The 26,078-nt window shown below is 63.8% G+C and carries 20 protein-coding genes; 13 read left to right on the top strand and 7 right to left on the bottom strand.

Annotation, left to right across the window (positions count from 1 at the left end; all coding sequences use genetic code 11):
• Nucleotides 1-111: 111 nt before the first annotated feature.
• From ACUN9Y_RS15990 to ACUN9Y_RS16025, 8 genes are all read left to right on the top strand, one after another.
• Nucleotides 112-789 (top strand): response regulator, encoded by a 678-nt coding sequence (locus ACUN9Y_RS15990; RefSeq protein WP_445461721.1) that lies wholly within the window; start codon nucleotides 112-114, stop codon nucleotides 787-789.
• Nucleotides 786-2,204: an ATP-binding protein gene (locus tag ACUN9Y_RS15995; RefSeq protein ID WP_445461722.1), complete on the top strand. Its 1,419-nt coding sequence runs from the start codon at nucleotides 786-788 to the stop codon at nucleotides 2,202-2,204. The genes ACUN9Y_RS15990 and ACUN9Y_RS15995 overlap by 4 nt, the downstream gene beginning before the upstream one ends.
• A 997-nt stretch (nucleotides 2,205-3,201) precedes the next feature.
• Complete coding sequence (gene pgaA / locus ACUN9Y_RS16000) at nucleotides 3,202-5,322, top strand: poly-beta-1,6 N-acetyl-D-glucosamine export porin PgaA (RefSeq protein WP_445461723.1); 2,121 nt, start codon at nucleotides 3,202-3,204, stop codon at nucleotides 5,320-5,322.
• A gap of 1 nt (nucleotide 5,323) precedes the next feature.
• Nucleotides 5,324-7,222, top strand: a complete 1,899-nt coding sequence (pgaB, locus tag ACUN9Y_RS16005) for a poly-beta-1,6-N-acetyl-D-glucosamine N-deacetylase PgaB (RefSeq protein WP_445461724.1) — start codon at nucleotides 5,324-5,326, stop codon at nucleotides 7,220-7,222.
• Between the two features lie 4 nt (nucleotides 7,223-7,226).
• Nucleotides 7,227-8,480: a poly-beta-1,6-N-acetyl-D-glucosamine synthase gene (gene pgaC / locus ACUN9Y_RS16010; RefSeq protein ID WP_445461725.1), complete on the top strand. Its 1,254-nt coding sequence runs from the start codon at nucleotides 7,227-7,229 to the stop codon at nucleotides 8,478-8,480.
• Nucleotides 8,477-9,007, top strand: coding sequence for a poly-beta-1,6-N-acetyl-D-glucosamine biosynthesis protein PgaD (gene pgaD / locus ACUN9Y_RS16015; protein WP_445461726.1), 531 nt, complete (start codon nucleotides 8,477-8,479; stop codon nucleotides 9,005-9,007). The genes pgaC and pgaD overlap by 4 nt, the downstream gene beginning before the upstream one ends.
• 124 nt (nucleotides 9,008-9,131) lie before the next feature.
• The gene (locus tag ACUN9Y_RS16020) at nucleotides 9,132-9,635 is read left to right on the top strand and encodes a GNAT family N-acetyltransferase (protein WP_445461727.1); all 504 of its coding nucleotides are present in this window, start codon (nucleotides 9,132-9,134) and stop codon (nucleotides 9,633-9,635) included.
• Nucleotides 9,632-10,603 carry an alpha/beta hydrolase gene (locus tag ACUN9Y_RS16025; RefSeq protein WP_445461728.1) on the top strand — a complete coding sequence of 324 codons (972 nt, stop codon included), beginning with the start codon at nucleotides 9,632-9,634 and terminating at the stop codon, nucleotides 10,601-10,603. The genes ACUN9Y_RS16020 and ACUN9Y_RS16025 overlap by 4 nt, the downstream gene beginning before the upstream one ends.
• Nucleotides 10,604-10,670: 67 nt before the next feature.
• Here ACUN9Y_RS16025 and ACUN9Y_RS16030 read toward each other — a convergent pair whose 3' ends face one another.
• Entirely contained in the window at nucleotides 10,671-11,648 is a 978-nt protein-coding gene (locus ACUN9Y_RS16030; protein WP_445461729.1) for an alpha-E domain-containing protein, read from the bottom strand.
• A gap of 4 nt (nucleotides 11,649-11,652) precedes the next feature.
• On the bottom strand, nucleotides 11,653-13,110 hold the full coding sequence (locus ACUN9Y_RS16035) for a circularly permuted type 2 ATP-grasp protein (RefSeq protein ID WP_445461730.1): 1,458 nt from the start codon (nucleotides 13,108-13,110) through the stop codon (nucleotides 11,653-11,655).
• A 536-nt stretch (nucleotides 13,111-13,646) separates the two neighbouring features.
• On the opposite strand from ACUN9Y_RS16035, the gene ACUN9Y_RS16040 reads away from it, so the two are divergent.
• The gene (locus ACUN9Y_RS16040; RefSeq protein ID WP_445461731.1) at nucleotides 13,647-14,684 is read left to right on the top strand and encodes a transglutaminase family protein; all 1,038 of its coding nucleotides are present in this window, start codon (nucleotides 13,647-13,649) and stop codon (nucleotides 14,682-14,684) included.
• 313 nt (nucleotides 14,685-14,997) lie between these two features.
• Here the strand turns inward: ACUN9Y_RS16040 and ACUN9Y_RS16045 are convergent, their stop codons facing one another.
• On the bottom strand, nucleotides 14,998-15,348 hold the full coding sequence (locus tag ACUN9Y_RS16045) for a hypothetical protein (RefSeq protein WP_445461732.1): 351 nt from the start codon (nucleotides 15,346-15,348) through the stop codon (nucleotides 14,998-15,000).
• A 102-nt stretch (nucleotides 15,349-15,450) separates the two neighbouring features.
• Between ACUN9Y_RS16045 and ACUN9Y_RS16050 the strand changes: the two genes are divergently transcribed.
• From ACUN9Y_RS16050 to ACUN9Y_RS16060, 3 genes are all read left to right on the top strand, one after another.
• Entirely contained in the window at nucleotides 15,451-16,365 is a 915-nt protein-coding gene (locus ACUN9Y_RS16050; protein ID WP_445461733.1) for a bestrophin family protein, read from the top strand.
• 214 nt (nucleotides 16,366-16,579) lie between these two features.
• A complete protein-coding gene (locus ACUN9Y_RS16055) occupies nucleotides 16,580-17,059 on the top strand; it encodes a phosphatidylglycerophosphatase A family protein (RefSeq protein WP_445461734.1) in 480 nt (159 codons plus the stop codon).
• 341 nt (nucleotides 17,060-17,400) lie between these two features.
• Entirely contained in the window at nucleotides 17,401-17,631 is a 231-nt protein-coding gene (locus ACUN9Y_RS16060; RefSeq protein ID WP_445461735.1) for a hypothetical protein, read from the top strand.
• Between the two features lie 214 nt (nucleotides 17,632-17,845).
• On the opposite strand, the gene ACUN9Y_RS16065 is transcribed toward ACUN9Y_RS16060, so the two are convergent.
• On the bottom strand, nucleotides 17,846-19,909 hold the full coding sequence (locus tag ACUN9Y_RS16065; protein ID WP_445461736.1) for a DUF2207 family protein: 2,064 nt from the start codon (nucleotides 19,907-19,909) through the stop codon (nucleotides 17,846-17,848).
• Between the two features lie 620 nt (nucleotides 19,910-20,529).
• Complete coding sequence (locus ACUN9Y_RS16070) at nucleotides 20,530-21,537, bottom strand: zinc-dependent alcohol dehydrogenase family protein (RefSeq protein ID WP_445461737.1); 1,008 nt, start codon at nucleotides 21,535-21,537, stop codon at nucleotides 20,530-20,532.
• A 448-nt stretch (nucleotides 21,538-21,985) separates the two neighbouring features.
• Between ACUN9Y_RS16070 and ACUN9Y_RS16075 the strand changes: the two genes are divergently transcribed.
• The gene (locus tag ACUN9Y_RS16075; protein ID WP_445461738.1) at nucleotides 21,986-23,449 is read left to right on the top strand and encodes a Na+/H+ antiporter family protein; all 1,464 of its coding nucleotides are present in this window, start codon (nucleotides 21,986-21,988) and stop codon (nucleotides 23,447-23,449) included.
• A 131-nt stretch (nucleotides 23,450-23,580) separates the two neighbouring features.
• Here ACUN9Y_RS16075 and ACUN9Y_RS16080 read toward each other — a convergent pair whose 3' ends face one another.
• Together ACUN9Y_RS16080 and ACUN9Y_RS16085 are read right to left on the bottom strand one after the other, a co-directional pair.
• Nucleotides 23,581-24,042: a LysR family substrate-binding domain-containing protein gene (locus ACUN9Y_RS16080; RefSeq protein ID WP_445461774.1), complete on the bottom strand. Its 462-nt coding sequence runs from the start codon at nucleotides 24,040-24,042 to the stop codon at nucleotides 23,581-23,583.
• A gap of 207 nt (nucleotides 24,043-24,249) precedes the next feature.
• Entirely contained in the window at nucleotides 24,250-25,254 is a 1,005-nt protein-coding gene (locus ACUN9Y_RS16085; protein WP_445461739.1) for a hypothetical protein, read from the bottom strand.
• Between the last annotated feature and the right edge of the window lie 824 nt (nucleotides 25,255-26,078).

Raw genomic sequence — 26,078 nt, forward strand, 5'->3', positions numbered from 1 at the left:
GATGGCCGCCACTTTGCGTTACCTTTCTTAAGGGACCATTAATGAACATCGGCAACACTGTCGTCCACCGGTGGCAACCGCCGGCAATCTGACGTGAGGCAAAAAACCACGATGCGCGCGCTATTGGTAGAAGACGATCCGCTGATCGGGGACGGCATCAAGACCGCCCTGGAGAGGGAAGGCTATGCGGTGGACTGGTTCTGCGAAGGGCGTCCGGCGCTCGACGCCATGGATGCCGAACCATTTTCGGTGATGGTGCTGGACCTCGGCCTGCCCGATATCGACGGCCTGATGGTGCTGGAGCAGGCACGCCAGCGTGGCTCGCTGCCGATTCTGATTCTGACCGCGAGGGACGCCATCGAGGCACGCATCAAAGGACTCGATGCCGGCGCCGACGACTACGTGCTCAAGCCGTTCGACCTGCAAGAGTTGCTGGCCCGCCTGCGCGTCATCATGCGCCGGGCCGCCGGTCGAGCCAGCTCGGCCACTCACCTGGGCGAGCTGACCATCGATGAAACCGGCCATCAGGTCATCTGGCGCGGCCAGTCGGTTCAGCTCAGCCGCCGCGAGTTTGCCCTGTTGGTGGAGCTGTCGCGGCAGCCCGGCATGGTGCTGTCGCGTCCTCGTCTCGAAAGCCTGCTGTATGGCTGGGGGGAGGAGCTCGAGTCGAATGCGCTGGAGGTCCACGTCCACCATCTGCGCAAGAAACTCGACAAGGCCATGATCACCACGGTTCGCGGCATCGGCTATCGCCTCAATATCGACCACCTGAAAGCGCCCTGCCCATGACGTCGATTCGTCGCTACCTCTTTCGTACGCTCGCCGTTACCCTGGCCATCATCACGGTCTTGGCGGTCACCGCGGCCTATCTGATTTCCCGCCACGAGCTCGAGGAAATCCTCGATGCTCAGCTCAGCATCACCGGGCGCGGCCTGATGGCCATGCTGCCCGACGCGCCAACGCCCGCGGACTACCGTCAACTGAGCACCTGGCTGAACCAGCGCAAGGCTTCCTCACGACTGTATCCGGCCTCCCACGCCCTCGACGACCCGCTCGCCGACCAGCCCGATGCAGGCCCCGGCCAGACCTACCATCATGAAGAACGCAAGATGGGCGTGGGAATCTGGAACGCCGAGGGTGAACGCCTGCTGCTCGGCCCCGGCTGGCACAAGGGGGAGGCCGGCATGGACGCCCCCAGCGACACCGGCTTCGAATGGGTTGCTTTCGATGACAACCACTGGCGGGTGTTCAGCATGCACGACGCCCAGCGCGGCCTGTGGCTACGACTGGGCATCGAGCAGGAATTCTTCAACGATATCGTCGAGCGTGTCGCGCTCAACCACCTGTGGCCGATGCTGCTGCTGTTACCCATCGCACTATGGTGGATGCTGCGCCTGATTCGCCGCGGCCTGGCGCCTATCGGCCAGCTGTCGCGACAGGTACAGGACCGCAGCGCCGACGACCTGAGCCACATCGAGCTCGAGGTCCCGCATGAACTGCGAGGCCTGCGCGGCGCGCTCAACGATTTCATCGCGCGCCTGAGCGAAACCCTGGAAAAGGAGCGCCGCTTCACCGCCGACGCCGCCCACGAGATGCGCACCCCGCTGGCGGGGGTCAAGATTCACCTCGACAACGCCCTGGCCGGGGAAGCCAACGCCCTGCCCAAGGCACGCCAGGGCATCGAGCGCCTGCAGCGCGTCGTGGAACAGCTGCTGACCCTGGCCCGGGTCGATCGCCGACAGTTCGCCGCCACGGAGCCGGTCGACCTGCGCCCACTGGTGCTCGACCTGGCCGCCGAACTCTGGCCCTTGGCCAACGCCCGCGGACAAACGCTGAAGATTCACGACACCCCGCCGGCCGTCATCGCCGGCAATGCCATCGAGCTTGGCATTCTGATTCGCAACCTGCTGGATAACGCCTTGCGCTATACCCCGGACGGCGGCCGAGTCGACGTCCGCCTGGTCCATTCCGGCGAGGGCACGTCGCTGACCATTCAAGACACCGGCCCCGGCATTCCCGAGGCACAGCTCAAGACCGTGACGGAGCGCTTTCGCCGCGCCAGCGACCAGCGCACCACCGGCAGCGGCCTCGGCCTATCCATTGTCGTTGCCCTGGCCGAACGCCATGACGCCACCTTGACGCTGGCCAATGCCACCGGCGGCGGACTCATCGCCCGCCTGTGCTGGGCCCTCGAGCGGCGGTGACGCCATCGCTTCCGGCACCACTGCGCCAAGCGTTTGCCCTCGGCAAACGCTTGGCCCACGCCCGACCCGACCCGACCCGACCCGACCCGACCCGACCCGGCCAGGCCAGGCCAGACCGCGACCGCGGAACACCGCCGCCACTACGTGCGATAGGGATCATTCCTTCCTACGCAGCTAGACGAGCACCACCTGGCCCGCTCCGACAGCCATGCACCGGCACAAAAAACTGAAATGGCACACGCTGATTTTTTTCCTACCGCCGCGGACCTACCTGGCTCATCGGCAGCATGATATTCATCACGCCGCCGTGGAGAATACCCGTTGTAACATCGAGCCACGGTTGCGCCCTGCCTATGCCAGCAAGCATGGCTGATTCGACTCCCTCCAGGCGTCCCGGCCGGAAGCATCGCCAACCACTGCGCGCCGCCTACCTCCAATGGGCTACGCATGTCAGCGAATCAGCGCAGAACCACTCATCCTTTTTCACCGCTTCTCGCCGCAAGGCGCTCCCACGAGCGTAATGACGAAAAGCATGTCTCGCTACTGCACAAGAAAGTAGACTTTCTGCTTTTTTTCTCGCACCAGAATCCGTCGCCCTCGCGACGCCAACGCCCTCATCATTTGGCCCTAGCAACGCCCAACGGGGCCTATTGCGGAGCCCGCCACGGTTCCCGATGATGCGCTTTCTCCAGCACGCCTCGCGGGTTTCGGCACGCTCTGACCCGGAGGATGCGGACGGCTTTTCTCGGGTCTCGTTCCCGTGCGCGTGACATCGCCATGAAGGAAGCCGAGCACGATCCCGACGCCCTGCCATCTGCAGCATGATCCCGTTACCCGCCAGAGACGCTACCCAGCGAACCTGCCGAGCTGACGATGAGCGCCAACGCCGGCGTCTTGCGCTCTGCCAACCGGGTCGTCGTCGACCCGGGGCACTTCGCGTGGCGACAGCATCTCGCCGGCTCGCGACCATTTGACCGTACCGAGGGCAGTACCAGGCATGAACACGACGCAACCGGCCGAGTATCGAGCCTCCCGCCGCCCCGCAAAGCTCGGACGCTTTTCACTGTACGCGTCACTTGCGCTGGTAGGCCTCGGTCCGATCGGTCAGGCCGCCGCCCAGACCGATACGGCCGATGTGTCGGACACCGCCGCCTCGCAGGCGGCACAGTCCGTGAGTGAGCTTCTCGATCAGGCATCGGCCGAACGCCGCGAGCAGCGCTGGCTACCCGCCCTGGCCCTGTATGAACGAGCGCTGATCGTCGCGCCGGGCAACGACACCGCCTTTCGCGAGCGCACCATCACCCTGCAGCTCCAGGGTAGTTCCGGCCTCGCCTGGCGGTACTACCAGCAGCGCCCCGATCTTTTCAACGCCGACGAAGCCAGCGGCTTGCGTCAGGACTACATCGCCAGGCGCGCCGTCTGGGGCAACCTGCCCGACGCACAACCCGATCCCATGGCCGGCGACATGCCCCTCGCGCTACAACAGCAGAACGCCTTCCTGGCCGAGCTGCCGCAGGACGCGACGCCGTTACGCCAGCGTTTGGATCGGCTCTATATCCTGCACGGACTCAGACGCCACGAGGAGGTGGTGACCGAGTACCAGCGCCTGTTGGCCGACGACATCGAGATTCCGGTCTATGCGCTGCAGATCGTTGGCGATTCCCTGCTGCAGACGCGACGGCCTCAACAGGCGGTCGCGGTACTCGAGCAGGTCGTGGACGCTGGCGCAGCGACTCCCGATGACCATATTACCCTGGCCTATGCCTACCTCGAGGCCGGTCGCTGGCGTGAGGCGCTCTCGCACCTGGAAACCGAAGCACAGAAGGAGCGGGCCTGGCTGTGGGTCGGCAACGCCAAACAGCCGGCCGCCAACTGGAATCGCTTCTTTCTCGACACCACGCTGGCGATGGTCCGCGGCTACAGCGGAGATCTGGCCGGCGCCCAACAGACACTCGAGACGATGAACAGCCTCGCCCCGCGCAATGCCGGCCTGTACAACAATCTTGCCAGCGTCTACTTGCAGCGCGGCTGGGAGAGCCAAGCCTTGGCGAGCGCGCAACGTGCGACCGAGCTCGACCCACGCTCACTCGACGCCAAGGCGGGCCAGGCAGATGCCCTGATCGCCGGCCACCGCATCGGCGAAGCCCGGGCGATCGCGGACGACCTGCGCGAGCGCGACGCCACCCTGCCTCGTGTCGAGCGCCTGCAGCGAGACCTGCGCGCGGCTACCGGCTGGAGCGTCACCGCCACGGCCTTCGTCGGCGACAGCGATACGCCCGGTGGCGAGCTCTCCCCCACGGGCTCTCGTGAAGAACGCTATGTGCTCGAAGCCTGGTCCCCGTTGCTCAACAACCGCTGGCGTGTCGGCGCTCTGGGCTACGAGCATTCCAGCGACTTTCGCGAGGTCACCGTGCAGGATACCCGCGGCGGCATCGGCGTGAGCTACGCCCACGACCGTCTGTCGGCAGAACTGCGGGTAGAGCGCAGCGACGACGAGTATTCCCGCGATACCTCCTGGTTGACCGAAGTCGCCTGGCGCGCCAGCGACACCGTTGACGTCAGTGCGCTACACGCCACTCACTCCCGCGAAGGCTCGTTGCAGGCACGCTTTTTCGGCATCACCGCCGACCAAAGCCAGGTCGCCGTCAGCTGGGAGCCGGATGAGAAGCGAGCCTATCGGGCCGCGGTGAATGTCATGGATTACACCGATGGCAACCACCAGGAGAGCCTGTCCCTGGGGGGCCGCCAGCGTCTGATCGACAACCCGGATGCCGCCGTCGACGTCAGCCTGGGGCTCTACGCAGGCCAGGCCAGCGACCAGGACACGGCCTATTACAACCCCGAAGAGAGTGCCTCCTGGGAAGTCGGCGTGCAGTGGGAGGATCGCACCTGGAGCCGCTACGAGCGCCGCTTCAGTCAGCTCTTCCGTGCCAGTGGCGGCCAGTCCTGGCAGAAGGGCTTCGGCAGCGACGCCATTCCCGCCCTGGGTTACCGCCACCGCTGGGGCATCGCACCGGGACGCGACCTGGAATATGGCGTGTCGTGGTCACGCCCGGTCTACGACGGTACCCGCGAAACGCATCTCACTTTCGACATCGGCATCACCTGGGGACAATGACATGGCTAACGCCTTCCACTCTCGCAGCCATGGCGTCATCGCTCGGCTTGGTATCGCGCTGATGCTGTTCACCGGTCTGATCCCGACGGCCAGCGCCGTGACCAACGACGTGCTGACGATCCTCTGCTACCACGACATTCGCGATCGGGTCGCCAGCAACGGCGACCCCGACCAGTTCGCGATCAGCACCCAGAACCTGACCCGCCAGTTCGACTGGCTGCGCGACAACGAATTCAATGTGGTCAGCCTCGATCAGGTCATCAGCGCCAGCGAAGGCGGCCAACCGCTGCCGCCCAATCCGGTCATGCTGTCCTTCGACGATGGCCTGGAGAGTTTCTACACCCATCTGTTTCCGCTGCTCCAGGCCTATCGCTACCCGGCCGTGGTGGCCGTGGTGACCAATTGGATCGAGAACCCCGAGACCGCCGTGGAGTACGGCAGCGAGACCTTCACCAGCGACAACTTCATGACCTGGGACCAGGTGCGCGAGATGAGTGACTCGGGGCTCGTCGAGATCGCCTCACACTCCCACGACCTGCACCGCGGTACCCTCGCCAACCCCCAAGGGAACAGCCTGCCCGCTGCCACCACCCGGGAATACCTGCCCCAGGCTGCAGACTACGAGGACGACGCTCAGTACCTCGACCGGATTCAGGCCGACCTGAACCGCAGCGCCGAGCTAATCGAGCAACACACCGGCAAGGCGCCACGGGTCATGGTCTGGCCCTACGGCGCCTACAGCCGCACCACCAACACCCTGGCGATCAACGCCGGCATGCCGATCACCTTCGGCCTGCAGAGCTCGGTGCAGCACCTCCAGCCCGGCATGTCGCTACTCGGCCTGGACCGCAAGCTGATCATGGACAACCCGTCGCTGGAGGACTTGGTCGGCGACCTGCGCCTGGCCAAGCGAGAGCCCGGCAAGCGCATCATTCAGATCGATCTCGATTATCTATACGACGACGATCTCGAGCAGCAGTCGAAGAACCTCGATGCCCTGATCAGCCGCCTGTACCGACTACAGCCTGATTACGTCTTCCTGCAGGCCTTCGCCGACCCCGACGGCGATGATGCCGCCGATGCGGTGTACTTCCCCAACCGCCACCTGCCGATGCGTGCGGATCTGTTCAGCCGCGTGGCCTGGCAAATCTATACCCGAACCGGGGCCGAGGTATTCGCCTGGATGCCGGTCCTGGCCTGGCAGCTGCCCGATGTCGAACAGCGCGAACGGCTGGCACTGCCCGACCCCGAGCCAGGTGGCGTGTTTCGCCTCGACCCCACCGCTGCCGAGGCTCGCGAGATCATCGTCGATCTCTACGAGGACCTGACCGCCTCGGCGGCGATCGCCGGCATCCACTTTCATGACGATGGCCTGCTGCGCGAGACGGAGCTGCCGCAGCTCTACCCCGGTGACCCGCTCGCCCGCAGCCAGTACCTGATCGACTTCACCAAGGAACTGCAGCAGGCCGCGGAGCGCAATCGCAGCGCCCTGAAGACCTCGCGCAACCTGTTCGCCTCGACAGTCCTGACGCCAGAAAGCCGGGCCTGGTTCGCCCAGGACCTGGGCCAGTTCAATGCCGCCTACGACTACACCGCGATCATGGCGATGCCCTGGTTCGAGGGCAGCGATGATCCCCGCGGCTGGCTGTTGGACCTGGTCGAGGCGGTCAAGCAGACCCCCAATGCGCTGGACAGCACCATCTTCGAACTCCAGGCGGTGGACTGGCGCACCGGCAGCCTGGAGCCTGGCCAGCGCCTCCCCGAGCTGATGACCCTGCTGGAGCGGGCCGGCGTTCGCCACATGGGCTACTACCCGGACGACTTCATCCAGGGCGAGCCGCCGGTGCCTGCCATTCGCGGCGTGATCTCCAACGCCATCTTCCCCTACGCGAAGGATTAGGCCCATGTTTCAGGATGCCATCGAAGCGGCGCAGGCCTTCGCCTTCTTCTACCCCGCGACCCTCGCCTTGTTCTGGATGGGCGGTGGTCTCTATCATTTTCTGCGCTATGAGCGAGGGTCCGGCGATGTGGATTCGCCGCCTGCGCTGCGTGACGCGCCCATGGTGTCGATCCTGGTGCCCTGCCACAACGAAAGCGACAACGTCGAGGAAGTGGTCCAGACCCTGCTCCTGCAGCACTACGCGAATTTCGAGATCATCATGATCAACGACGGCAGCACGGACGACACCGCGGTGTACCTCGACCGCCTCGCCGAGCGCCATGACCGCGTTCGCACCCTGCACCTGGATCGTAACCTGGGCAAGGCCAACGCCCTGCGCATGGGCACGCTGGCCTCGCGTGCCGAATACCTGGTGTGTATCGACGGCGATGCACTGCTCCACCCCCATGCGCTGAGCTGGATGGTGGCGCCGATGATCGAGGACCCGCGGATCGGCGCCGTCACCGGCAACCCACGCATCCGCAACCGCTCGACGCTGCTCGGGAAGCTTCAGGTCGGCGAGTTTTCGTCGATTATCGGCATGATCAAGCGCGCGCAGCACGCCTATGGCCGCCTGTTCACCATCTCGGGCGTCATCGCCGCCTTCCGCAAGCAGGCCCTGCACGACGTCGACTACTGGGCCACCGATATGCTGACCGAGGACATCGATGTCAGCTGGCGCCTGCAGTTGGCCGGCTGGGACATCCGCTACGAACCCCACGCCCTGTGCTACATCCTGATGCCGGAGACCCTCAAGGGGCTGTGGAAACAGCGCCTGCGCTGGGCCCGGGGTGGCACCGAGGTGGTCATGACCTATGCCAATCGCCTGTGTGCCGTCCGCCAGTGGCGCATGTGGCCGCTGTACCTGGAATACGTCACTAGCCTGGTGTGGGCCTATGTGATGGCCACCCTGATTGGGCTTTGGATCGCGAGCCTGTTCGGCCTGCTGCCGGCCGAGGTTCACGTCAATGGCCTGGCTCCACGCTCTTACGGCCTGCTGCTCGGTGTGATCTGTCTGGCCCAGTTCATGGTCAGCATGCTGATCGATGCCCGCTACGAGCCCCGCGTCAGTCGCTTCTACTACTGGCTGATCTGGTACCCGCTCGCCTACTGGGTCATCAGCTTCTTCACCACCATCGCCGCCCTGCCGCTGACGCTATGTCGCAAGCGCGGCAAGCTCGCCACCTGGACCAGCCCCGACCGAGGATTCAAGTCATGAGCCCGATCATCAGCCTTCCCCGCCGCCAGAAGACCCATGTGATGCTGTGCTACAGCCTGGTCACGCTGGTCGCCTGGGTGGGCTTTGCCTACATGCTGTGGCCTCTGGCCAGCGCCCTGGTCGCCGAGCTGTCGCTGGCGGCATCACTCAAGGGGCTGTCGGCCCTGTCCGTGGCACCGGCATCGGCCCTGTTCCAGGGCCAGAGTTCGTTGATCTGGTTGCCGCTGTCGGCGGGCGGTGGGCTGATCGTCTTCGTTGCCTGGGCCGAGGTGCGGCTCCACCGTGATCGCCGCCTGAAGCAAGCCCGCGAGGCCGCGGCCCTGTGCCATACGGTGTTGGCCAGCGATATGCGCGCCTCCTTGCAGCTCGCCACCTCCATCAGCGAAACCAAGCGCGGGATCCTCAACATGGATGCCACCGGCAACCCCTTAGGTGTCGAACAGCTCCCGGCACGGCGCAGGAACCCGACGCCCCCCGGGCCACACACCCCGCGTCGCCGTGCCAGCGACTTGGCCTTGGCCTCCTGATTTACGCGCTCAGATGCGCATCGAATACCCCGATTCGACGCGGATTGCCCCGCCGCGGCGGGCGGTGCCTGACGGTCAAAAATCGGCTAATCTGACAGCACGACGAACCGCCCCAGAGGCCGACGTGCTGCGCATTATCGAAGATGACCTGAGTCACCCCGCCATGATCGCCCTGATTCGCGCCCATCGCGCCAATCTCAAGGCGCTAGCCCCTCAATCACCACCGCAAAGCCATCACGCGCTGACGCTGGATGGCCTTCGAGCGCCGGACGTGACGCTGTGGGGTGCCTGGGACGGCGAGGTGCTGGCGGGCTGCGTGGCACTCAAGACCATCAGCGCCAGCCATGGCGAGATCAAGTCGATGCGCACCGCCAACAGCCACCTGCGTCGAGGAGTCGCCACACGACTGCTGGCGCATGTGGGTGACGAAGCGCGGCGCCGAGGCCACCGTCGGTTGAGCCTGGAGACCGGCTCCCAGCCCGGCTTTGCCCCGGCCAGGGCCTTCTACGAACGCCATGGATTTCGGCCATGCCCACCGTTCGGGAACTATGTGGACGATCCCAACAGCGTGTACATGACGCGAGCCATCGAGCCTGCTCTTCACCGCAACCTGGCACAGAATCCATGACGCTACGCTTGATCCAACGCCGAGATCGCGGCCAGCAGGGCGCCGACAACGGCAGCGGCACCCACCTCGAACTGCCCGCGGGCGCCCATGAGGCGGCCTTCGTCAGCGCAGGCACCGTCTGCCGTGGCTGGCAGTTCGTGCCCCAGCAGGAGCCGGCCAGGGCCACCCTGGTGATGGCTCACGGCCTCGGCGGCACCATCGATGGTGGACTGATCGACTTCGCCCGTCGGCTGTCCCGGTCCGGTATTCGGGTGGTGGGGTTCGACTATCGCTACTTCGGTCGCTCCAACGGCAAGCCGCGCCAGCTGATCACCGTCGATAACCAGCTGACCGACTGGAGCGCCGCCATTGCGTTCGCCCAGCGCCTCGACCCTCCGGCACCGCTCGTGCTGTGGGGCACGTCATTTTCCAGCGGCCACGTCATGCACATCGCCGCCAGGCGTCACGATATCGCCGCGGTCATCGCCCAGAACCCGATGCTGGACGGGCGGGCCTCGGTACTCGCGAAGTTGCGCCGTGATGGCCTCAAGCCCACGCTGCGGCTGGCACTCAGCGCCATCGAAGACAGCCTGCGAGGCCTGGCCGGCATCGACCCCTTGCGCCTGCCCATCGTGGCTGAGCCGGGCGGCCACGCGGCCCTGACCGCTCCCGGCGCGGTCGATGGCGTCCTGTCCTTTGCCGAACCCAACTTCGACAACAGCATGTCGGCGCGAGTGCTGCTGACCCTGAGCCTTTATCGGCCCCTCAAGCGCGCCGGCAGGATCCGCTGCCCGGTGCTGCTGCAGCTGTGCTTGCGCGACACCGTGACGCCCATCGCGCCAGGCTATCGCGCCGCCGCCAAGCTAGGGGCCAGGGCCGTCGTGAAGACCTACGACTGTGGCCACTTCGATATCTATCAGGGACAGGCCCACGAAGCCCTGGTAGCGGACCAGCTCGCCTTCCTGGACCGACTCCTGGGCCGGGAGTAGCAGGCCCCACGGCGACTGACCCCATGACCCGGCCGTCGCCGCTCTGCAGCGACGGCTCCCGCCGCCTTCAAGCCTGGCGTGCCGCCGCCTCGGGTTCGCTCAACGCCTCCCAGGGCGTGGGGAAATAGGTCCGGGCGATGGCGTCATGCAAATGACCAAGCCCGACCTGCAGCGTGTCGATGAATTCGTGCAGCACCTCTGGCGAGCGCACCATCGCCTTGACGTCCGCCTCGGCCACATCGGCATGCACCAGGGTGGCCGCCGCCAGCGCCCTGTCGTGGCGCGGCAGGGCCCGCAGTGATCGGGCAACATCCTTGAGGCTGCGCGACACCGCTCGCGGCAATTGAGCGTCCTGCAACAAGAAGGTCAGTACATCGGTGGCTCGGACCCGCAGGCGCACGTGTTGGCGATACATCTGGTAGGCGGTCAACGACTTGAGCACGCTCATCCACTGCAGGTGTTCAAACGGCAGGATGTCGTCGGGATGCCGCGGCAATAGATTGCCCGAGCGAACGTCGATGATTCGGGTGGTCATGTCCGCCCGCTCGAGCTGCCGACCCAGCGTCATGAAGGTCCGCGGCATGCCGTGACTCAGGGTGCCCTCGATCAACCCGGTCAATGCCTGACAGCCCCGGGTGACCTGCTTGAGAAAGACGTCACGACGCCCTGGCCCCAACCCGCTCTCGGCCTGGGCACCGACGCCCATGTAAAGCTGGTTGACCTCTTCCCAGACCTCCCGCGGCACCACGTCCCGGGTGGTTCGCAGGTTTTCCCGCGCCTCGGCCAGCGCCGACAGGATCGATCCGGGATTGCGCCTGTCAGCGCACAGGAACTGCACGACATTGCGGTCGTTGCGCTCGTCGTAAAGCGCGGCGAAAGCCTCGGTCCCGCCGGTGATGTCGATCATGGCCGACCAGCCCAGCGGCTGACGCCGCGGCAGGTCGAGCATCAGGTGGCTGGTCACGCTGATCAGGCGCGCAGTGTCCTCGGCGCGCTCGATGTAACGGGCCATCCAGTACAGGTTCTCGGCGACTCTCGATAGCATGATCTCATTCCTCCCCGGTTTCGACGATCCAGGTGTCCTTGCTGCCCCCGCCCTGGGAGGAGTTGACCACCAGCGAGCCCTCGACCAGCGCCACCCGCGTCAACCCGCCCGTGGTCACGTATGTCTCATCTTGTCCCGACAAAATGAAGGGGCGCAGGTCCACATGGCGCGGCTCCGGCGCGCCATCGAACAGCGTCGGGGTGGTCGACAGCCTGAGCATGGGCTGAGCCATGTAGTTGCGCGGGTCCGCCTTGATCAACTCGGCGAAGGCATCGCGCTCATCCTGGGACGCCTGGGGGCCCATCAGCATGCCGTAACCGCCCGATTCGTTGGCCGGCTTGACCACCAGTTCATGCAGATGCTCGAGCACATAGCGGCGATCATCGTCGCGCATGCACAGGTAGCTGGGCACGTTGGGCAGCAGAGCATCCTGGTCAAGGTAGTAACGGATCAGTTCCGGCACGAAGGCGTAGACGACCTTGTCGTCGGCCACGCCGGCACCCGGCGCGTTGGCCAGCGCGACCTTGCCGCTGCGCCAGGCTCGCATCAGTCCCGGCACCCCCAGCACCGACTCCTTGCGAAACGCCTCCGGATCGAGAAACTCATCGTCGACGCGGCGGTAGATGACGTCGACACGGGTCAGCCCGGCCACCGTCCGCATGTGGACGACGTCGTCATCATCCACCAGCAGATCCGACCCTTGCACCAGTTGAACGCCCATCTGCTGGGCCAGATAAGCGTGCTCGTAGTAGGCAGAGTTGTAGATTCCCGGCGTCAACACCACCACCTGGGGATCGTCCCAGTGACGCGGAGACAGTCCAGCGAGCATGTCATAGAGCTGGGGCACGTAGTCGTCCACCGGCAAGATCTGGCCGGACGCAAACAGCTCAGGCAACACACGCTTGGTCACATTGCGATTCTCGAGCATGTAGGACACGCCGGAGGGGATGCGCAGGTTGTCTTCCAGCACGTAGAGCGTGCCGTCACCGCCGCGCACCAGGTCAGAGCCACAGATGTGCGCCCAGATGCCGTGAGGCGGATCGATACCGACGCACTGCTGACGAAAGTTGACCGACTTTGCCAACACCTCGGCGGGAAAGACGCCGTCTCGGATCACCTTCTGGTCGTGGTAGAGGTCATCGATAAACAGGTTCAATGCCTCGACCCGTTGCTTGAGACCGGCTTCGGTGCGTCGCCATTCGTCGGCGGGGATGATTCGCGGCACGATATCGAAGGGCCAGGCTCGATCGATCATGCTGCCTTCCGAGTAGACCGTGAAGGTGATCCCCATGGTGCGGATCGCTATCTCGGCAGCCGTCTTGCGTTCGGCCAGCTCATCCGGCGCGAAGCCGGCGAGCACATCGCATAACATCTTGGCGGCGTCTCGGGGCATACCGGGTGTGGCCATCAGTTCATCGTAGAACTCGTTGCAGCGATATCGCTGCCAGTCGACCTGACTCATCGGCACCACCTCTCGTCGTCGGCCGCTAGCGACCGCTCTGCGTCGACCGGTGCCAGCACCGGCCTGCTCGCCGTGCGCGAGCCCTACAGTCTGTATAGCAAGTGATGTACCAATGGACAGGGAATCGAGGGGGGAGAGCCCAAAACCAGCGCTGCCGTGGGCGAAAGTCGATAGAATGATTAACCTATAGCCATTCGACATGCGCCGGTGACACCACCCGGCCCATGACTTGCACCAAGGCAGGGCAGCATGACCCCATGGCGAGAAGCCTCTGCCCCGATACCGAACGCTGGCGCAAAGGAAGCACTTGAGACGCGATCAGGAGTACGGTAAATCTTGAGCCGTCACGACTCATGCCGATCTGGCCGGCCAAACGCTGCGAGATGAACGCTCCCCACCATGCCCGTCGTCCCCCCTTTCTTGTCTGACGCCTGCCCGCTCCCCCGGCTCGCCTGCGTGGCGCCGGAGTCCGCTCCGATGCCGCCTGGCGCAAGGTTACCGGCACTACGTGCCACGCCGCACCACGGAGTGGCGGCATGATCTATCGCCTGCGTCACACCACCCGCTATCGCTATAGCCAGTCCGTCAGCCACAGCGAGAACGAGGCGCGGCTGACCCCGCGCAGCCTGCCCTGGCAGCGCGTCGACGACGCCCAGTTGGCTATCACACCGGGGCCCTGCCGGCGGATGGCGCGGCACGATGCCTTCGGCAATGCGGTATCGCTGTTCGCCATCGATACCCCACACCAGACCCTGGAGGTCACCCTCCACGCCCGAGTCACCACGCTGCCCCGCCCGGCCCCCCCGAGCCGGCCCCTGCCGTGGGAAGCGTGCCGCGACGCCCTGGCCAAAGGCACCTGCGCGCTGAGCCGGGAGGCGCAGCCTTTCCTGCAGAACTCGGCGTTCATCGAGCGCCGGCCCCTGCTCGCCGCCTGGGTAGCAGAATGTCTGTCACCTCGGCGCGACCTGGTGCAAGCGGTCGATGCCCTCAACCGCCACATCTTCGAGCACTTCACCTACGATACCGACTTCAGCACCCTGGAAACCACGCCCCAGGAAGTGCTTCATCACCGTCGCGGCGTGTGCCAGGACTTCGCCCACCTGGCCATTGCGGCGCTGCGTTCGGTCGGTCTCGCCGCGCGATACGTCAGTGGTTATCTGGAAACCCTGCCGCCTCCTGGGCAGCCGCGCCTGATCGGCGCCGATGCTTCCCATGCCTGGTTCTCGGTGCTGATCCCCGGCTGGGGCTGGCTCGACTTCGACCCCACCAATGGCACCCGGGCAGGCGAGCGCCACCTGCTCCTGGGCTGGGGCCGCGACTATGACGACGTGGCCCCGCTCAAGGGCGTGGTCACCGGCGGGGGCCACCAGCGCCTGGAAGTGGAAGTGGACGTGATTCCCGAAGCGGAAAACGATCTCGCCGCGAGCACCGGCGCCAATAACGCAGCGCCGATCGGCGCGCCGCCCCTCGTCATGCCGGCCACCGCCCCCTCGCCCGCCGCGACCGCGGACAGCCAACGAGTCAGGCCGGTGGTCCATCGGACGAGCGACGCATCACGCTCACGCCGGCGCTAGCAGGCCCCGGGGGCGGTCGCTGGCCGACCGGCACCGCCCGCTGTCACACGGTCGTCGACCACACGGGCTAGAACACCACGGCGTGGTCCACCAGGTAGCGCCCGTTGCGATGCACCAGCACCATCTCGGCCACGAAGTCGCCATCGGCGTGACTGAACCGCTGTCGCTACACCAGCGCCACCCACACGGGCTAGAACACCACGGCGTGGTCCACCAGGTAGCGCCCGTTGCGATGCACCAGCACCATCTCGGCCACGAAGTCGCCATCGGCGTGGCTGAACCGCTGTCGCCACACCAGCGCCACCCACACGAGCTAGAACACCATGGCGTGGTCCACCAGGTAGCGCCCGTTGCGATGCACCAGCACCATCTCGGCCACGAAGTCGCCATCGGCGTGGCTGAACCGCTGTCGCCACACCAGCGCCACCGAGTCGGCCCGCTTGAACACGGCAACGGGCTCACGCTCGGTGAAGTGTCCCTTCTCGCGTTGATAGGCCTCGCATACCCGGAGCAGGTGCTCGGGGGTAACGATAGCCTTCATGCGCTCGGTGAAATCCCGACAGTGCTCGCCGTGGTCGCGTTGCGCCGAGGCCTCCATCAGGTGGTCCATGAGCGGATTGGCGATCTGCCACAAGGCGTCGTCTGACATCTCGAGAAAGCTCATCACTCCGTCTCCGCTTACGCTGCATTTTTGCCCCAGGCAAAGGCCTTCTCGCATCGGGCGCCCGTGCTACTATTCGGGCCCTGATTTTTCGGAGCCGGCGCCATGATCGTGAATTCCCAGACCCCGACAACGGCGGTACTCCTGTTCTCGTTGAAGGGCTCGATCATTCCGGCCATCTGGAAGAAGGTCGTGTTTACCGTACTGATCAGCTCGATCATTACCATGACCCACGGTAGCCTGTTCGACTTCCAGATGGTGCTCACCGCCACCCCCTTCACGCTGTGGGGGCTGACGCTGGCCATCTTCCTGACCTTTCGCAATACCGCCGCCTATCAGCGCTTCTGGGAGGCACGCACGCTGTGGGGCGAACTGGCCATCGTCAGTCGCACCCTGGCCCGCCAGGGCCGCAGTCTGCTGCCCGACAACGAACCGCAGCGCCGTGAACTGAATGATGCGATCACGGCCTTCGCCTACCTGCTCAAGGACCACCTGCGCGATCAAGCACCCGGCGAAGATGCCCGACGCGTGCTTTACGGAGGCCCGTTCGCCTCGGTGCTAGATGCGCAGAGCCCTCCGAACGCGCTACTGGGGCACCTCGGGCGCCGCCTGATGGACCGCGCCAGCGACCAGGGCGCAAGCGACATGGTGCGGGTGGAAATGGATCGACAGCTCACCCGCATGACCTATGTGCTGGGCGGGTGTGAGCGGATCAAGACGACACCGATTCCCTACCCCTATATTCTGATGCTTCACCGCGTGGTGCATATCTATTGCTTCATGCTGCCATTTTGTCTGATCGAGAACATCGGCTGGTTCACGCCCTTTGCCGTCTGCGTGCTGGCCTATACCTTCTTCGGCCTCGATGCCCTGGGCGACCAGATCGCCGACCCGTTCGATACCCAGCCCAACGATCTGGCGCTGGGCGCCATTTGCCGTAACATCGAACGCGCCGTCAGCGAGCTCAACGACCTCGACGCGCCCCCCGCCCTGGTCCCGGCGCAGGGCGTGCTGCTGTAGTCCTGAGAGTCGACCTGAGAGTCGACCTGAGAGTCGACCTGAGAGTCGACCTGAGAGTCGACCTGAGAGTCGACCTGAGAGTCGACCTGAGAGTAGTCCCGACCGTAGTCTCGACCCTTGCCGCTCATCACCGTCGTCGGTGCCCAGACACCGCCGGCCACGACCATCGCGACCCTGCTCGGCCAGGCAGGCTCCGCACGAGGAACGCTCTACCATGCAAGATCTGCTGATGTGGCTCGCGACCGGCCTTGGACTCGGCCATTCTCCCTGGGCACCCGGCACCGTCGGCTCCTTGCTCGGCCTGCCCCTGGCGTGGTGGCTGCTGGGCCGTCCCGTGGGCCAACGCTGGGCCATCAGCCTGGCGCTGATCGTGCTCGCGGTGCCGCTTTGCCACCTGGCATCGGGATGGCTGGGTGGCGGCGATGCAGCCCAGATCGTCGCCGATGAATGGGTTGCCATGCCGCTCGCCGTGCTCGGACTTGCCGCCGCACCGCGTCTGCTGACGCTAGCCGCGGGCTACCTGCTGTTCCGCCTGTTCGACGTCACCAAGGTCCCGCCGGTCATGCAAGTCGAAACCATCGGCGGCGGCCTGGGTATCGTTGGCGACGATGTCATCGCCGCACTCTACGCCGCCCTGGTGCTGGCCATCCTGCTGCGGCCCTGGCAGCACCTCTGGTCCAACGACGCCCCCTGACGCCCCCGTCGTCACGGTGCTGGCCATCCTGCTACGGCCCTGGCAACACCTCTGGTCCAACGACGCCCCCTGACGCCCCCTGACGCCCCCTGACGCCCCCGTCGTCACGGTGAAAGGCCGGCCAAGGCCCTGGGACCTCGGTCGTCATCACCCTCACACCGAGGCGTCACGGGCAGCTGGCGCCCCGTCACCCCACGACCACGACGTGACCAGCGTCGGCACGGCAAACCATCACCCAGATATCATCAAAGCGTCATGCCCGATGTGGAAGATACTCAACGCAGGCAGGCGCGGGCAACAACGGTTCGCGCCCCCAATTGACGCTCGAAGGAGGGTAGGTCATGACATATCCCATCAACTGCACGCGCTGCGGCCATCACGAAGCCAGCGCCACGGGCGGCCTCGACTGGGACGAGCTGCGCTGCACGGCATGCGATGAGTTTCATGCCACTCGCTCCCAGTGGGAAGACAGCCTCGCCCCCTCTTACACGCTGCGCACCCTGAACCTGTCGCGAACACTGATGCTCAAGATGTCGCGGGAGAGCATCGCGTGGCGAGAGGTTCAGTCATGATTCGGGTAACCCTCGACCTCTGCTGTACGATCTGTGGCCATACCCGGTTCCTGCTGCCGATCAAGCAACAAGACGGTCCGAATGTCAGCTGCGCCAACTGCTCGGCGTACAGGTGCAAGGCGATGAACCTGGAACAGGCGATCCGCGCGGACAAACGGCTGCCCGGCTAGGCGCCTCGGCAGGCATGACGCCCGCCAAGGACAGCGCCGGTGCGCTAGCAGTCTCCGCCACCGCCGCCACTATCGCCGCCACCACCGCCACTATCACCGCCACCACTGCTACATCCCCCGCTGTCACCTCTGCTACCACTGTCGCCGTCGCTGATACCCCCGATATTGGTCACATCCGAAGCGACATCATCGCCGGTGAGTTCACCGGCAGCCGCCGCCAGGGAAAATGACAGGCCATCGATCACGAAATTGACAGTGGATACGAGTGCGGTCGCGGAAAAGTAGCTCTGGCTAGCAAACCAGGCCGGCCGATACTCGGGTCCGCCCTGTCTTTCACGCACCCGATCCCATCGCTTGGCAAAGGGTTCATGCACGCCCAGTGCGATGGCATACGGCAGCAACGCCTCGAAGCGATCGCGGTCGAGAGCCGGCTCATCGTGACACGCCGGTTCGTTCTGCTGCGTGGCACCTAGATAGCGCCGCAAGCCCTCCAGCTCGTCCATGACCGCGACCCCCTGAGCGGTGGGGGTGAGGCGAATCAGCGAGAAGACGATGGCAAGCGTCGGAATCGTCACCACCGCCATATACGCCAGGTATGTCCCCGACCTAAACGCGTACGAGTGCGACACACCGGTCACCACCAATGGGACAAGCACCAGCAGAAGGACAAAGAGCAGGCTGCCTGCGACGACAAATTTCTTGATATCCACACGTTCATCACGGCGATACTTGCGAATATAGACCCTTGATATAAACGACAGCATGGCAGCAAACAACAAGCCGATGGCAAGGGAATACAATGTCACGCTCCCTGTGCCAAGCAACAGGAATAACGACAAGACGACCACCACCCACCCGATAGAAATCTGTGCATCACTTATCCTGTAATAGATACCGCTATAGACATCCTTCTGAACCTTGATAAAGGCGCCACAAGTGTCATTCATGGCCGGGGATATCACTTTCCCAAACGCCACCGACTTCTTACCTGCTTGCCGATAGAACACCACCTTCTCTGCAAGGGGTAATTCATCACCGTCGTCGTTTCTTCTCAGGCTGAGCGTCATGGTTGGCGCGCTAGAGACATGAATCTTGGAGTGCTTGTTGATAAGCAGATAGAAGATCGCCGCACAGAGCGCCACGCACCCCTTTTTCTCCCAACCACCGTGATAAATATAGTGCGCAAGAGAAGGTGACACGTCCTTGGGCGGAGCAAAGCGTGGGATGACAATACCGCGCTCAGGACTCCTGCCGAACCGCCACCACGAGATCGTGTAGTAACCAAGCACCAACAGCACCAAAAGGCTCGGTACAAGGGAGCGATGACCGTCTTTCAACCATCCCAGCGTCAGGCTGAGGAACCCAGGCGGTTGTATCACGCCCTTATCGAAGGTCACTCGAACACTCACCCTGTCTCCGGACGCCAGAGAATCCCGCACTGTAAAGCGTGCCTGCCGGTTTGACAGGCGCTCCGCGCGCGCAGGATCCCCCGCCGAGCCAGCGATGTTGGAGTATGCCGACAAGCTCTTTATGTTAGCCCCCGGCGGTAGTGACACCGTGGTTTGCGCCTCGACAATGGGCAGGTAGGAGAGCCCCCCTGCGGCCGACCAATACAGCTGATCATAGCCTTCAAATAAATCGACAACCGCCTTCATTCGATAGCTGATCTCAAAGCGATGGCGCCCTCGGCTCAGCGAGCCATAACGATCACCTAACTGGATACGCTTGCCGCCGAGAATCGCGCTAAGGCGATAACGCTCGTCGCTGCCATCGCGCTTTACGGATAATACCTTTAGCGATTGGGTAGTGCTGAAGCCCATGCCGTCGACAACGACATTCATCACATCACGAAATACACCGCCCCGCATCGACGCGCCGCTTGAATTGACGACAAACCGCTCGGTCACAGTGACCGAGCGATCCGGCGCTACGACAACATCCGATGTGTAGCTGGTAATGGTATTCGCCTGAGCCTGCAGAGCCGCCACTAGACATCCGGCAGCAATAACCCACGCAAGAAAAAACCTCCAAGGTAGTCGATGGCGCATTTTGGCTTCCCTGCCAGAAATATCTGAACCATGAATCAGCTTCTGCATGGCAGTCGACATACGCTTTTCCGCGACTCGACGCCGATAGAGGCCATTCCCCACGTTCCCCTGCCGTACCGTGCTCATACTCGTGCAATGCGGCTCCGACGACAGTCATCCTCCACATTACGCAGGCACCCACAGGCATTCCAATGGGCGAAACACCGCGGCACACCGCGACCAGGAAATGCGGCCTCATACCGAATCGAGATCAATAAAGACAGAAATAGTGGTGTGACACGGCGTTCTTTCCACGCGAAAGTTCAACACCTTTCAGCGCTTGTTCTTGCCGGCAGGTCTCTTGTACTTCGACAGGATTGCGAGAGCTCGACAGCCCGGGATGTCGGCAGAGAACGAGGCGATAGCACAGCGGCATCAGGATAGTGAGGCCACGCCGTGTGATGAGGCAGCGGCTTGCTACCTCCCCGCCCGTTCCCGGTATCTCGTACCCAGCAACTTGCAAAGGATATCGCCATTCACGCGGCTAGAGAGCTGCGCTGCCGCCCCCTGAGTCCTGCACCGTCAGCACCCGTCACGGTGCTACGCGCCGTGCCTGGCGTACAACGAAAAGGCCGCCCCATCACAGGACGGCCTTTTCGCAGGCCACTAAAGGCGATTTTCGTGGTGCCCAAGTCGCGAGGTCAGAACTCCAGGCAGATCTTGCCGAAGTGCTTCTGCGCTTCCTGATGACGGAAGGCATCGGCGATATCCTCGAGCGCGAAGCGGCTATCGATCACCGGCTTGAGTGCCATCGTCTCGAGGGCTCGGACCATGTCCTGCTGGTCCTTGCGACTGCCGACAATAACGCCATGAAGACGGATCTGCTTGGCCATCAGCTTGACCGTGGGAATCTCTCCTCCTTGACCTGTCAACACGCCGATCAGCACGATGCTGCCACCGATGCGCACGGCGTCGATGGACTGGGCCAGCGTCACGGGTCCGCCGACCTCCACGACATGATCGACACCGCGCCCGTCGGTCAACTGCTTGACCTTCTGGCCCCATTCGGGCTCGTCACGGTAATTGATCGTGTGGTCGGCACCCAGCGCCTTGAGCTTGGCGATCTTGGCGTCGGAAGAGGAGGTGGCAATGACCGTCGCACCGAGTCGCTTGGCGATCTGCAGGGCGAAAATCGAGACGCCGCCGGTGCCCAGCACCAACACGCTATCACCGGGCTTGATGCCCCCTTCCACCACCAGCGCTCGCCAGGCGGTCAGCCCTGCCGTGGTCAGTGTGGCGGCTTCGGCGTGGCTGTAGCCCTTGGGCGAACGGGTAAAGCACGTCGCCGGGCGGACCACCTCCTCACGGGCATAGCCATCGACACCATCGCCGGGCACGGTCTTGAAGTCGCCGACCTCGGCTAGCCCGCTGAGCCACTCAGGGAAGAAGGTAGACACCACCGAGTCCCCCACCGCGAACTCATCGACACCTTCACCAACGGCCGCTACCACGCCGGCACCATCGGACATCGGGATACGCCCATCCTCGGTGGGCATGGCACCGGCCACCACGCCATAATCATGAAAATTCAACGAACTGGCATGGATTCTTACCTTGATCTCACCGGGCCCGGGGTCCCCGGGCGCACTGCGTTGTTCCACGCGAAGCTGATCGAGGCCTCCGGGGCTTGCCAGGGTGACGACTTTCATCGGGACATCTCCACTGCAGGTAAATGCGACATCGGGCTCGAGCCTTGTGCTGCTCGATACGGGACTGCGCTCGGCGATGTCGTCAGGGGCATCTCATGGGGCGTTTCCGGCACGCCGATGCATATCGGCGCGGTGCCTCCACCGAATGAGCCTAGACTAGCGTCACTTCCTGCACACGAATGCGCAAGTAGAGGGGTGCCTGCCACCGTCGGACAGATCCCGTCGGCAAGGTTCCAAGCGCATGAGCCTCGTCTCGCCTCGCCCCCTATCGAGAGCCAATCAGGGCCTCTCTAGGGTATCATTCGCCCGCTAGCGATAAACGCGCCCGACCCTCAACGTTTCCATCAGAAGAGACAAGCGTCGGTGCACCGCCGCGTTCATCGCAGGCGGAGACTTCTTCCTGGACACCCCACCTGGACAACAAGACTTGTCCCGAGCCGGAGCCCCCATGCCCGAGAACACCCTCGTCGAGACGCCCCGCACAAGCGATTGCTTCGCCCGAGCGCGAGTGCTCCCCACCGTTGCCATCCTCGCCGCCCTCTATGGCCTGGCTCACCTCGCGGGGTACCACATCAATGCCGTGGTGCTGACCATCGTGTGCATGATCGCGCTGTGCCTGCTGCGCATCCCGGTGGCCATCGCCCTGATCACCGCCGCCATGCTCGGTGCCCTGCACGCAGGACTCTCCATGGGCGACGCCATCGCCGCCTTCAACGACAACCTGCTGATCGGCGCCCAGGTCGGCTTGACCTACGTGATGGTCGGCGCCTTCGCCGTCGCACTCTCGCGCAGCGGCCTGCTGGAACTGCTCGCCGGAGCGATCTCGGCACGCCTTGGGACCGACGAGCAGGCCACCGGCAAGGGTGTGAAATGGACGCTCTTCGGACTGTTCATCTTCGCCTCGCTGATCTCCCAGAACCTGGTGCCGGTGCATATCGCCTTCATTCCCATCCTGATACCGCCGCTACTTGGCGTACTCAACCGACTCAAGATCGACCGTCGCGCCGTGGCCTGCATCCTGGCGTGTTCCATCAGCGCAAGCTACCTGCTGCTGCCCACCGGCTTCGGCGCCATCTTCCTCAACGAGATCCTGCTCGCCAACATTAACAGCGTTGGCGAGGCTCAGGGGCTCACGGCCACCGCCGCCATGGCGCCGCAGGCCATGTTCCTGCCGGTCATGGGCTTAGTCGCTGGCCTGCTGGTCGCCGTCTTCATTACCTACCGTCGCCCACGCCAGTATGCCGAGCCGCCCGCCGACGCCCCGGTGGTCTGCCATCCGCCAGCCCCCAGGCTCAAGCCTACGCAGCTGCTGATCACGGTCGCCGCCCTGGCGGTGGCGCTCACCTTCCAGCTCAAATTCGACTCTCTGCTGATCGGCGCCATGGTCGGGTTTCTGATTCTTGGCGCTTCCGGCATCTTCCGCTGGCAGGAGCAGGATGACGTTTTCACCGACGGCCTGCGGATGATGGCCCAGATCGCCGTGATCATTACCATCGCTTCGGGCTTCGCCGGCGTGCTCACTGCCACCGGTGAAATCGACGCCGTGGTCAAGGCCTCGGCGGAGTTGATCGGCGACAACATGGCGCTCGGCGCCGCCGTGATGCTGCTCGTGGGGCTCTTCATCACCATCGGCTTCGGCGATTCCTTTGCCAGCGTGCCGATCCTCGCTCCCATCTACGTGCCCCTGGCACTGACGCTTGGCTTCGACCCGCTGGCGGTAATGGCCCTGTTGGGGGCCTCGGCGGCGCTCGGTGACGCCGGCTCACCGGCCTCGACCATCACCCTCGGCGCCACAGCCGGCCTAAACGCCGACGGCCAGCACGATCATATCCGCGACAGCGTCATCCCGACCTTCCTCCACTGCAACATCGGCATGCTGGTATTCGCCTGGATAGCCGCCATGGTGTTGTGAAGACACTGTGATGATGCGGTGATACTGCGGGCGGCAGACAGGCACTCGACCCGCGCCAGAGACAACAAAGGCCGCCCGAGAGGCGGCCTTTTGTCTATCACGTCATGATGGCTGCAACGACGACCGTGCTGTCATCGCGTTGCCGGCCCCAGGGCCTGGGACTCGGCGATTTCGATCAGCCGCCGAACCGCTGGCAGGCTAGCGTCCCTGCGCCACACCAGCATCAAGGGAAGTGTCAGGTCGAGATCCGTCAGACGATGGCTCACCACGCCGTCGGGCGCGCCGGCCATGGTCATCTCCGGCAATATCGTGCAGCCCATGCCCGCCGCCACCAGGCAGAGCATCGTGGCGTTGTCGGTCCCTTCCTGCACAACGTGGGGGGTGAACCCCCTACGCTGAAAGGCATGTATCAGCTTGTCGTGGTACACGGGGGACGCGCTACGCTCGAACCAGATGAAGCCCTCACTGTTGAGGTCCGACAGACGCCTTGGGGGATGCTCGGCTAACCTGGAGCCTGCACTCGTCACCAGAATAAGACGATCTTCATAGAGGCAATGGCTACAGAGTTCGTCATCGTCTGGCGGCGGCAACACCGGCAATGGCAGGTATCGTCATGGCCACACCCGGCGCGATGGCAACCTGCGCACCAGTGCGCTCCCCACCGTTGCCATCCTCGCCGCCCTATCTGGCCTGGCTCACCTCGCGGGTTACCACATCAATGCCGTGGTGCCGACCATCGCGTGCATGATCCTGCTGTGCCCGCTGCGCATCCCTGACTTAAGCAACAGCAGCTCTAGTGGTCACGGCCGAGCCGCCTGAGTGTCGGCGGATGTCTCGGCTTTGATCTCACTCCAGGCATGGCGGAACCACTCGGCGATCGCGACATTCTGTTCGAACAGCGAATATCGCACTCCGCCACCGTAGTCCGGCATATCGATCATGTCGGTGGTGATATAGCGCAGGGGACTGTCGGCGGTATCGCGGTGATGACGCAGTACCCGACGCACCACTTCCTTGCACGGTTCGACGCGGTACGCCTGCCACGGGACATGCCACTCCCCCGGGGCAGGCCTGAAAAAGGGGTACTGACAAGCCCGGCCATAGGTGCCCCCCTCTTTCAGTTGCCAAGGGTTCTTCGGACCGTTGGGCGACACCGGCCGGATCTGTAGCCACTGGATCATGTTCATGTCGATCCATTCGTCCAGGACATTGCCCGGCTCGTAGGGATCGATGATCAGCCGCCCCGTTTCAACGTCTTGCCGGATGCCGCTGGCGTCCTGCTCTTCAGCATTGTCGACCTTGAGCAGAACATGGCTATGATCCAGGACGAAATGGAACGGCACTCCACGGGCCTCGACCTGCCGGGCCACGCGGCTGATGCGCCGAAAATCCTCACTCCACATGTAGATATGGACTTCGAAACCGATATCGATCCCGATTTTCTGGCTGGTCTCATAGGCATGAAGGTAGAAATCGACGATCTCACTATCGGTGATGACATGCCCCTCGGCGTGATTGTTGTAGAGCATGATGTTATGGAACTCGCCACCGACGCTTTTGCACAGGCGCAGGTTCTGCTCCAGCAACGCCTCGTCACGCCCGGCGACATAGGACCACAGCCCCGTGCGGATGGGGACACCATACTTTTCCGACGCCCGCAGGTATTCCTGCTCCTGGCCGTGTTGCGGCATGCGATCGAAATGATCGAACACGCCGGAGTCCCTGATCATGCGAAACTGCTCATCGACCGATACCGGTTCAACGTGCATCACGCCACGGCCGTTACAGCCAATCGAAAATTCCATCTACCTTTCTCCAAAGTGACAGCTGCGAGTGAATCACGACCTGTTCCAGCGTATGACGCCGGGGTCGGCACGTTGTCCTGTTGCATGACCAGGAGACGGTGGTGCAGTCGCCTCCTTCCAGTCCGTGCACGAATGCTGACCCTCACTGGGTTTCCGGTTTCGGTTGATCCGCGACGTCATAGCGATCCGAATGAGAGGTGCTGTTGATCAGCGAATAGGCACGCTTGTCGGTGCACCGGCTCGAACGCATTGATGACCGGTGACAGCCGATGGACGCAACAACGCTGCAGGTTCAGGTTCAGGTTCAGGAGCAAAAATGGTGTTTGACAGGCTCAGTGCCGCTACTCGCTACGACGCGTAAAGCCACTGTAGGTATGCGAACCAGAAAGAGACACACGGCGAATGGCAATAACAATGCCACCAGTGGAACAATCATCCGAGCCCCGAGACCGACGCCAACGCCAACGCCAACGCCGAGCGTTGCGAAGCGCCTTGGCGGTCAGCAACGCCACCGCCCTAAAGCGGCGTTGGGAAGGTGGACCGGGCGTGAGGGAGCCGAATTTGCCTTCAGCCGGAGGTTACACAGGAAGCCTTTAGCGGGGGCCCCTGGTGCCTTTAAGCACGAGGTCTGAAAGTATCTATAAGTAGCTGATCCAAAATCCTCGTCAATTGAACATCCGAGACCCTACGCGCACCTCCAATTTGACCGACGCTGTGACGAGGTACACCACCTGCTCGATGGTTATGGAACTGATCACAAGATTAATTTTGAATAGGCGCTTAAAACCAGGGAAGATCAACCAGGACGAACTGACGAAGAAAGT

This window comes from Halomonas sp. V046 (assembly GCF_052645355.1).